5 protein-coding genes and 1 pseudogene are annotated in these 10217 nt (G+C 45.5%); 2 read left to right on the top strand and 4 right to left on the bottom strand.

Translation table 11 applies throughout. The features are described 5' to 3' along the window. Nucleotides 1–87: winged helix-turn-helix transcriptional regulator (locus QM629_RS12510; RefSeq protein WP_415160214.1), on the top strand; the 87-nt coding region annotated here is incomplete at its 5' end. Nucleotides 88–147: 60 nt separating this feature from the next. Next, nucleotides 148–1662, top strand: coding sequence for a sulfatase (locus QM629_RS12505; protein WP_415160213.1), 1515 nt, complete (start codon nt 148–150; stop codon nt 1660–1662). A gap of 64 nt (nt 1663–1726) precedes the next feature. On the opposite strand, the gene QM629_RS12500 is transcribed toward QM629_RS12505, so the two are convergent. The 4 genes and pseudogenes from QM629_RS12500 to QM629_RS12485 form a co-directional block, all read right to left on the bottom strand. Further along, entirely contained in the window at nt 1727–5164 is a 3438-nt protein-coding gene (locus tag QM629_RS12500; protein ID WP_415160212.1) for a VCBS repeat-containing protein, read from the bottom strand. Between the two features lie 2 nt (nt 5165–5166). After that, on the bottom strand, nt 5167–6774 hold the full coding sequence (locus QM629_RS12495) for a SusD/RagB family nutrient-binding outer membrane lipoprotein (protein WP_415160211.1): 1608 nt from the start codon (nt 6772–6774) through the stop codon (nt 5167–5169). A 7-nt stretch (nt 6775–6781) separates the two neighbouring features. Beyond that, nucleotides 6782–9898: a SusC/RagA family TonB-linked outer membrane protein gene (locus tag QM629_RS12490; RefSeq protein WP_415160210.1), complete on the bottom strand. Its 3117-nt coding sequence runs from the start codon at nt 9896–9898 to the stop codon at nt 6782–6784. 131 nt (nt 9899–10029) lie between these two features. After that, nucleotides 10030–10217 (bottom strand): annotated as a pseudogene (locus QM629_RS12485) (hypothetical protein); the annotation flags it as partial.

The following is a 10217-nucleotide window of genomic DNA, read 5'->3' as shown; positions in this document are numbered from 1 at the left end:
TCTCTTACCAAATTAGGCAAAAGCCTTACGCCTGTATTTAAAGAAATGTCAAAATGGGGCAACAAGTATATTTTGTCAAAAGGTTGAAACTGTCTGTGCTGTGTCGTCCGTTACAATGACCGCCAACACAACAATAAAAATAAAACCATGCAATTCAGAAAATTACTGTTCACAATTATAGCATTATCGTTCTCAATAGTGAACGGGCAGTGCCAGGCAGTTTCGCAAAACCGCCCGAATATCCTGTTTATTTATACAGACGACCAGCGTTATGATGCATTGAGCCTTGTTCAGGAAGCCCAGGCAGCCAAAGCCCGTTTCCCATGGTTTAAAACGCCCAATATTGATCGCATAGGAAGAGAGGGCGTACGTTTTTCAAATTCTTTTGTTGTCAACTCACTTTGTTCTCCCAGCAGGGCTGCCTTTCTTACTTCGCAGTACAATCATCAAAACGGCATTGCAAATAATCATACGGAGTTTACCAATACCAGCCCTACCTATGCCACAGAATTGAAAAAAGCCGGTTACGCCACAGGTTTTGTTGGCAAATGGCACATGAGCAACCAGGAAGGCAAACGGCCGGGCTTCGACTATTCCTTTAGCTTTTTTGGGCAGGGGCGCTACCAGGACTGTCCTTTCCAGCTGAACGGCGAGGCAATTGTGCAAACCAAAGGCTGGGTAGATGATATTTCAACCGATTCGGCGCTGGCATTTATCCGGCGAAACGAAGCGCACCCTTTTATGCTGGCGCTGGCGTTTAAATCTTCCCATGGCCCCTGGGATCCTCCGGCAAGGCTGGCCAATGAATTTTCTGATGTTGCGCTTACACCTTCCGGAAGCGAAGGGCATGATGTTCCTTACAAGGGAAAGGTGTATGCAGGCCGGAAAGAGAACAATAAAAACGGGAAAGCGGCTGATTCTTCCCTTGCCCGGCTGTCCTGGACAGAAAAAAACGACAAAATGATCCGCAATTATTTCCGGGTGCTGAAGGGCGTGGATGAAAATGTGGGGCGCATACTCGATTACCTTGATTCAGCGCATTTGTCTGAAAACACAGTCGTCATATTTTCTACAGATAATGGTTATTTTCTTGGCGAGCATAACCTCGGCGATAAGCGCGCTGCTTATGAAGAGTCTATGCGCACGCCTTTGCTGGTAAGGTTCCCGGCGCGTTTCCCGCAGGGAGCTGTGGTTGATAAATTTGTGCTGAACCTGGATATAGCGCCCACCATACTGGACCTGGCCGGCATTAAAGCCCCCTCAACATTCCAGGGGCAGAGCTGGGCGCCGCTGGCTGAAGGAAAAACTGTGCCCTGGCGTGCTTCTTTCCTATATGAATATTTTTATGAAAATAATTATAATACACCCACGATAGTAGCGTTGCGAACGGAAACGGCAAAACTGGTAAAATATCCCGGCGAAGAAGGCTGGTCGGAACTTTTTGATTTATCGAAAGACAGCCTTGAAGAACATAACCTGTACAACAGCCCGCCGGCTAAAGCATTAAAAACAAAAATGATAGCTGAATTAAGGAAACAGGAACAACTGGTTGGCTATAAAATTCCCGCGTATGCCGATAAAGCCCTAACCGATAAAAAGGGACATTATATCTTCCCGGACAGTATAGCAGCCCAGCCGTTATATAACCCGGGCGTAAATTAAAGAAATTATTGAGCGTACTGCCGGCCCGGTAAGTTTTAAACTGGTATTGAAAAAGGGCGACCGGCTATTCATTCACCTTATATACCTGCAAGCTGCTTCCGGCCGCGCCTGCAAACAAGTATCGGGATTGCTGTACATGCATCATCAGGGCGGACTTTACGTCGCCTTTGATGCACATGCCTGATCGGGTTTGCGGAATATATGTGAAGCTGCCTTTGCCATCTCCTTTTAATAAAGTACCATAGGAAGCATCAACGGCGCCAAGTTTCAGCCTGTTGTCTGAATGATTGCCCAGCAGCAGCAGGTCTGTTTTGCCGTCTTTGTCAAAATCATCAGCAATGATTTTTGATATATAAGTAAACTGCGCCTGCGAAGGCAGGGCTGTTTTTATAAATTTTCCATCTGTGTTTATGAATGTGCAGGTATGCAGTTCATTTACCATAAGGGAATCTGCTTTTGATATTTCATCAGGAGAAAAAATATCAGTGATAGTTGCACTTGCATAATCTCTGTATGTAGTAAACTTTTTACGCATGGCGGTGATCTGGTTGTTCAGTTCATCGCGGCTTACGAAGGGGTAGCTTTTTCCCTGGATATAAAAATTGAATATGGGATCAGGATTACCATCGCCGTCAAAATCGGCATAATACATTTTTGCAGGCTCATCGGCTGATGCCCGTATTTGCGAATTGAGGCCAAGATTGCCGGCAATGATATCATCTTTGCCATCGCCGTTTATATCAGCCACAGCAAGCGTGTTCCAGAAGCCATTATTGCTGCCGGGGAAATAAGTTGCCGTTGCATCTGTAAAATCATTGGCTGAATTTATGTAAGCTTCTACAGGCATCATCTCGCCGCAGATAATCAGGTCTTTCCTGCCGTCGTTATTCAAATCAATCCACTGCGCATCAGTAACCATGCCGGCCTTTGCAAAGCTTACCTTGATTTTGGTGAAATAACCTTTGCCATTATTCTGCAATAAAAAACTTTCAGGCGCTGCAGGGTATTGCCCGGGAATAACCCTTCCGCCCACAAACAAATCAAGATCGCCATCGTTATCATAATCGCATGGCCTTACACAGCTTTTACTGCCGGCGCTTACATCGGGCAAAGCATTTTGCAGTTTTGAAAAATTGCCTTTGCCATCATTTATATACAACTCATCCTGCAATGCCGGCGTGTTTGGCTCGAATAACGAATAACCGCCTTTGGCTATATACAGATCAGGAAAACCATCGCCGTTGGCATCAAAAAATGCGGCCGCCGAAATAGCTGAAGTGTTTTCATCTCCAATGCTCAAACCTGCAATCGGCCTGAAGGAGCCATCGTGTTGCTGCACATAAATCTTACCTGGGTTATTGCCATCGCCGCTTATAAAAACATCATCTAAGCTGTCTTTATTCACATCGGCTTTTGCCATAACCGGCCCTGTTTTAGAATACATGAACAGCATCAGCGGCTGGCGTTTGAAATCATTTTCATCAAATTCCGTTCTTGCATATTTTATAATGCTGCTATCTTTTGTGAAGATGGTTTTGAATGGCTTGCCTGAAGGCTGAATATATTTTTCTGCAGCTTCTTTTTCATCAATAACCAGGTGTTGGTTTACCGGTTGTTGTTGCAGCAATACAGTTTCCCCGCCGGGAAAAATGATGCGGATTGAATCAATGGCCGGCGCAGTTCCTAACCCAAAAGTTAATACAGCGGGCAGGCATGACAGGTAGCCGCGTGACGGGTTTACTTCCTGGTATTGCTCGCTGCCGTTGGCATACACATACACTTTGGCGCCAATGGCAGAACTGTTTTGCTTATCGCCTTTCAGTTGTATTGAAATGAAACCGGCTTTATTGTTTTCGCTGGCCATGTTTTGATATACAAATGCAGGCGTGTTGATATTATTTACAACCAGGTCGAGATCGCCGTCGTTATCCAGATCGGCATATACGGCGCCGCTTGAGATAGAAGTTTCATCAAGCCCCCAGTTGTTCATTTCATTGGTAAAACTGATATCGTGGTTGTTCCTGAAAATATAATTCGGCAGCCTGGTGGCAGGCATGGCTTTTACCAGGTCCATCAGCAAAACAGGCTGCCGCTCCATTGCTTTCTTTACTTTATAATCGCCCCAATAGTGCAAAAAATCTTTATTGGTGTAATCGCGCAAATAGCCGTTTGTAACAAAAAGGTCTTTATAGCCGTCATTATCAAAATCTGCCAATAAAGGCGCCCAGCTCCAGTCGGTATTGGATACGCCTGCAAACTGTGCAATTTCACTAAACGTGCCGTCGCCGTTGTTTAACTGGAGGGCATTGCGCATGTACTGTTTTTGAATGCCCTGGCTTACCATCAGCTGGAGCGACTCATAATTTTCCTGCAACTGCAGTTGTTTCTGCCGCTTGTTATCTTCCGGCAGCATATCCAGGTTAATAATGTCCGGCAAACCATCGTTGTTATAATCCGCCACGTCCACGCCCATTGAGAATTGCGCCAGGTGCTGCAAACGGTTTTTTGTGTCATCGGTAAATGTGCCGTTGTGGTTGTTGATATACAAATAATCAGGCTCGTTGTAATCGTTGGTTACATATACATCCTGCCAGCCGTCGTTATTTATATCGGCAATGGCAATGCCCAGCCCGAAAGTTAAAGCGTTTTGATGCAGGCCTGCTTTGGCCGATACGTCTTTAAAATGCCCGTGCCCGTCATTATCATATAATTTATTGCCGGCCAGGCTGTCCACGTCGTTCCGGTATTTGGCCAGCTCATCGTTGCCAATCTTTTTGTTGCTGTGGTTTAGCAGGAACATATCTAAATCGCCGTCATTATCATAATCAAAAAATGCCGCCTGGGTGCTGAAGCTTTTATCGTCCAGGCCATATTGTTTCGCTTCTTCTTCAAACTTTACCTCACCCCGGCCCTCTCCGGCAGGAGATGGGGAAAAGCCTTTGTTTATAAAGAGCTGGTTGCGCCTTGCATCATCGTTCACTATGCCTGAATAGCATACATAAATATCAGGCAGGCCATCGCCATTCACATCGGCTATTGTGGCGCCGGTTTTCCAGCCGCCCTTCCGCCCGGCCAGTAATGGGTTTGCCTGTTCCGTAATGTCTTTAAATTTCATGTGGCCCAGGTTCAGGTAGAGTTTATTGGGCTGCATATTGGCAGTAAAAAAAAGATCGGGTAAACCATCATTGTTGATATCGCCAACGGCTACGCCGCCGCCATTGAAAAAATATTCAAATGCCAGCACATTAAGCGTTTCTGATTCCGTTATATTATTTGCGAAGCCTATACCCGTTTGGGTTGAATCAAGCAGTGTAAATAATTTTTGCTGGGCTGATAACTGAAGCCGAAGACTTACCAGATAAATAATGAGGAAGGCAATAATTAATTTTATCTTAATCTGGAACATACGCGGATGCGGCAAAAGAACAACAGTATTGGTAAAAATAAAAAAGGCTGCTTTCCGGAAGCAGCCTTTGAGAATAAAATTATTATAAAAACGCATGCCTATTCTGCATCCCACCACATGCGGGTTACCCAGGTATCGCCACCCATAGAAGATACGCCGGCGCTGTAGTTTGTGCCATTGGTTGTAGCTTCTGATGCGGGGTAGATTTCCCTTCTGGGTATGGCGCCGCTGGTAAAATTACCGGAATAGCTAACCGGCGTTAAGTCGGGATAGCCTGATCTTCTCCAGTTATTCCAGGCTTCAATAAAATTAAACAGCGTGCCTGTGGTAACCCAGAATTGTGTATTGATCTGTTCGAGGGACGCGTCGGTTGACGTTACGTCCAAAGGATACGCGGTTGCATAAGCTTCAGCCGTTGCGGATGAAATAGTGCCCTCATCGCTGTTAAGGGTGGCATAGCTTTGCAACGCAGCGGATACCCCGTTGTGATAATGCGTGGAAGCATCGCCCACGCTCCATCCTCTTACGGCGGCTTCCGCCAGCAACAGCTCTGTTTCAGCATACGTAAGTATGAAACCGGGAGAGCTTAAATCGAGATAAAGCGCGGTTTTAGGGCGGGAGTATAAGCCAATCGGGTTATAATCATCGCCTGTGCCTGAACCTCCGGGATAGTCTGTGGCGGTTGTTATATCAGTAGTGCCCCCGTTTTGATCGTAGCCGTTTGGCATGCCTTCCTGCGCATCGGCGTCATCATCGCCGGCAAGCGACTGATCGGCGGCGGCAGTTAAGCCTGCCTCGGGCACTTCTGCAATAATGCTCAGCCTTGGGTCGTCATTTGACTTCAGCCAGTCTATCAGGTATTTTCCCCATCTTACTTCCTGGTAGTCTTCCGTGGTTTGAAGGGCGCTTATATTGGCATTATTATACCCATCCGTTTCATCAAATGCGATATAAGCATTGTCGTCAACGCTTTCAAACGTGCCGCCGGAATAGGCTAATTCTGCATATTCCTGCGCGGTTGACGCATCCACTTTTGTTAAGCGCATAGCCATACGCAGCATAAGCGAATAACCAAACTTTTTCCATTGGTCAATGTCGCCATCATAAATAAGATCGTTTGTAGGAGCCGTTTTTGATGCGTCTAATGTGGCAATTACCGAATCAAGGCTGCTTAGCATGGCAGGGTAAATGCTTGACTGCTCATCATACACCGGGTTGGAGATATTGGCTGTTTTAGCCTGCAATGCCTCAGAATAAGGGCAGTCGCCATACACATCTGTAATCAATTCAAGGTTTAATAACTGCACTATAAACGCTATGCCGCTAAGGTTGCTCAGGTCATCATCATCTTTTACGAGGTTTTGAATTTCATAAGCCTTGCTGGCAGCGCTATAAGCATTGTCCCAGATACTGGCGTCATACGTAAGGATATTGGTGGAGGCAACATATTTATCCCCGTTGCTGTAATAACTTGGATATGCTGCGGAAGCAAAAATCTGCGCCCACATGCTTTGGAATAATATGGCCCCGCTATAGCCCTGTATGGTGCTCAGATAATTTATTTCGGCGGTGGGCAATAATAAATTGGCGTCGAACTCTTCTGAAGACGCCTGCGTGGGATCCGTGTTTATCGAATCGAAGTTCTTGGTGCAGGACACTGAAGTAATGCAAACAACTGCACCCATATATATTAATAGTTTTTTCATTGCTGCTCTAATTTTTGAATTTGAAATTTACATTAATGCCAAATGTCCTTGTTGACGGCAAGCTGGTGCCTTCAATGCCTGCATACGAAACGCTGGCATTAAAGCCTGCTTCCGGGTCTATATCGCCGCTCTTCTTCATTAAAATAGCCAGGTTTCTTGCAACCAGCGAAACCTGTATGGCGCTGAACACAGGCATTTTCATCTTATCTCCTCCAAAAGTGTAACCCAGCGTTACCTGCCTTAATTTAATGTAATCGCCGTCCAGCACATTTACCTTTGAAACAGTTGCCAGCCGCTGGTAATAGTCTTCCGCATCTGCAGCCACCGTATTGGTAGTACCGTCAGTATAAACGCCCGTGGTTATGCCGCTTTCCCTGCCCTTTAATGTCATTTTATCCAGGCCGCGGTAAATAGCGTAGTATTTAGAGGCGGATAAAATGTAGTTGCCATAATTATAGTCAATCAGGAAGGAAAGGTTGATCTTTTTATAAGTGAAGGAGTTATTTAGCCCGCCGTATAAAGTGGGCAGAACGCTGCCCATTGGCGTCAGGGAGCCCTGTATGGGCAATCCATCTTCATCCACTTCTATTTCCGTTTTTTTGTCATCATAGTAGGTGTAATCGTACGCCAGTATCTGCGGGCCGGACTTGCCAACAACAAAAGCTGTATTTGCATTAAGCGGGCGGTAAGTGCCTAATGTTACATCATTATTATCGGCATCGGTTTTCAAAATTTTATTCTTAACGTTCGACAGATTAAAGGTAACATCCCAGTTAAAATTTCTATTCTGTACAGGTGTGCCTGTTACCTGCACCTCAAGGCCCTTGTTTTGCACCGACCCGTTGGCTATTACCCTGCTGGTATAGCCTGTGGCTGCGCTTAGGTCTCCATCCATTATTTCATGCTTTGTTTTTTGGAAATAATAAGAAACATCCAGGCCTAAACGGCTATGAAGAAATTTTAATTCTGTGCCAATTTCTGATTCTGTTTTTACAAAAGGTTTCAGGAACAGGTTGGGCAGGCTGGAACTAAAGCCGCCGCTTGGCGTACCGTTGATGGTATTGTTCACATAATAGTAAACGGCTGTTTGATAGGCGTCAGACGGCTCGCCGCTGGTTTGCGCATAAGACAACCGCAGCTTGCCAAAATTTAATACGGAGCTATGCAATAATTCCGAGAAAATGAAGCTTCCGGTAACAGAAGGCGTGAATATATTTCTCTTGTTTGAAGGAATAGAAGAATTGTACAATGTGGAGAACGCATCGTACCTGCCTGTGGTGGAAAGCGTAAGGAAGTTTTTATAGCCAAGGTCAACAGCGTAATAAGCAGAATGTACTTCCTTGGCAGAAAAATCGTAACTCCTTGCATAGCTTACAACATTTGTTGGGGTATATAAGCCGTCAATCACAAAATAACTGCCGCTTACGCCTACGGTTTCAAAACGATTTTTCCGCAGGTTAGCGCCAAGCGTTGCATTAAGGCTTATGTCTTTAGTAATGTTATGATTAACGCCGATTATACCATCCACATTAATTTCGGAGGTTTGCGCTTTTGATAAATTGTTCAAATAACCGGACTGGCCATCGGTATTGTAAGCATAAGCAGTACCGGAAGGGGTAACTGTTTTATAACGGTCGTTTTCATTATCGTAACCTAATCTTGCCATAGCATACAACCAGCCGGTAAAATTGTATTTTGCCGACAGTGAAGATATAATACGGTCTCTGCTCTGGTTATTGATCACCTTATTTACCACAAACCAGGGATTGGTTGCGTAAGAATCATCCGAGAAAACAATTTCCGCTCCCGTTGAATCATAACCCGGTTTAAAAATTTTATCATTTACGCTGTTGGCAAGAAACCAGAAGTTGTTGGGGTTTAACGGCCCGTCGCTTAAATAAGGGCGGTTCCGGTCACTCTGGTCAAGATAAGTCAGTATAGCATTTACATTCAGCTTTTTAGTTACATTCTGGTTAAGGTTTAAATTGAATGTTTTTCGCTGGATGCCGCTGTTTAGAAGTATTGATTTATTATCCATGTTGGAAGCGGAGATGCGGTATGTGCCATTATCGCCGCCGCCGCTTACGGCTACCGTGTTTGTAAATGTGCTGCCGGTGCGATAAAAATTGTTCATATTCGTTTTGTGGGATACGGCAGAATAACTATAGGTATTGCCATCGTAGCCAATAACAGAAGATCCATCCAGCAAGGCGCCCCAGCTTAACCGGGTAGTGCTTAAAGCGGCTGCGGTTGTTGTGGGCTTATCGCCACCGGTTCCCTGCCCATATACGTATTGGTAATCTGTCAAATCCATGGGTGCGTCCGCCTGGAAATTTGTATTGTATTCCACAGAAGCTGCGCCTTTTTTGCCGGATTTGGTTGTAATTAATATAACGCCGTTTGAAGCGCGGGCCCCGTATAATGCAGAGGCAGCCTGGCCTTTTAAAACGGTCATGGTTTCTATATCATCGGGGTTTATATTGCTGATGCCATCGCCGGCGTCGGCGCCGCCCCATTCGCCGGCGCTGCCCCTGTTGGAATTATCCATCGGCACGCCGTTTATTACAAATAAAGGCGAGCCGCCGGAATTCATGCTGGGCATGCCCCGCAGGAGTATTCTCGCCGTTCCGCCCGGGCCGCCACTAGTGCCATGCACATCTAAGCCGGCTACCTGGCCTGCTAAAGACAAGGCCACATTTGTTTCGCGGGCTTTGTTAAGCGAATTGCCGTTAACGGTGCTTATGGCATAGCCCAGTTTCCGTTCTTCTTTCTTAATGCCCAGCGCGGTAACCACCACATCGCTTATGGTATTGGCGCCTGCCTGCATGGTAATGGTTACATCGGCCTGGTCAGGGCCTACGGGCACAGACACCGGGTTATATCCCACATAATTCACTTCAAGGGTTATATTACCCGAAGGCACAGTAAGGGTAAAGCTTCCATCTGCAGCAGTGACCGTGGAGGTTTTGGTTCCTTTTACGGTAACCGTAGCAGCAACCAGGGGCTGACTGGACGAGTCTTTTACAACCCCGGTTAAAGATCTTGTTTGTGAAAAAACTTTTACTGATGAAAAGATCAACACAAATAATAATACAAACAATGGTGGAGGAGGATACTTTCTCATTAAGATTCTTTTTTTAAATTATACAAATCAATAATACAAGACATTTATATGCAGTCAGTTACTCTAACAGAGACGCTTTTAAGCCAAACAATGCTGCATTTATTCAGGTAAAACCAGGAACCTGCAATATTTTAATTCACCGGAATAACACCGGATCTGGCTTTACTGGTTTTATAAATAAATTCCCTGCTTAAATTTTCCATTACCAGTGCGGCGGCGCCCATCAAGCCGGCTTCGTGGCCGAGCGATGAAATTTCAACGGTTGTATTTTCTGCCAGCCTTGGTATGCAATACATATTCAGAGCCTGCTGTAAAGGCG

The sequence above is a fragment of the Parafilimonas sp. genome (assembly GCF_047606085.1).
GTDB lineage: Bacteria > Bacteroidota > Bacteroidia > Chitinophagales > Chitinophagaceae > Parafilimonas.
This window is presented reverse-complemented; position numbering and strand designations above follow the sequence as displayed.

Bases quoted from the DNA above. Each gene is read 5' to 3' on its own strand.
- QM629_RS12505 (WP_415160213.1), top strand. From the start codon at position 148: ATGCAATTCAGAAAATTACTGTTCACAATTATAGCATTATCGTTCTCA.
- QM629_RS12500 (WP_415160212.1), bottom strand. From the start codon at position 5,164: ATGCGTTTTTATAATAATTTTATTCTCAAAGGCTGCTTCCGGAAAGCA.
- QM629_RS12495 (WP_415160211.1), bottom strand. From the start codon at position 6,774: ATGAAAAAACTATTAATATATATGGGTGCAGTTGTTTGCATTACTTCA.
- QM629_RS12490 (WP_415160210.1), bottom strand. From the start codon at position 9,898: ATGAGAAAGTATCCTCCTCCACCATTGTTTGTATTATTATTTGTGTTG.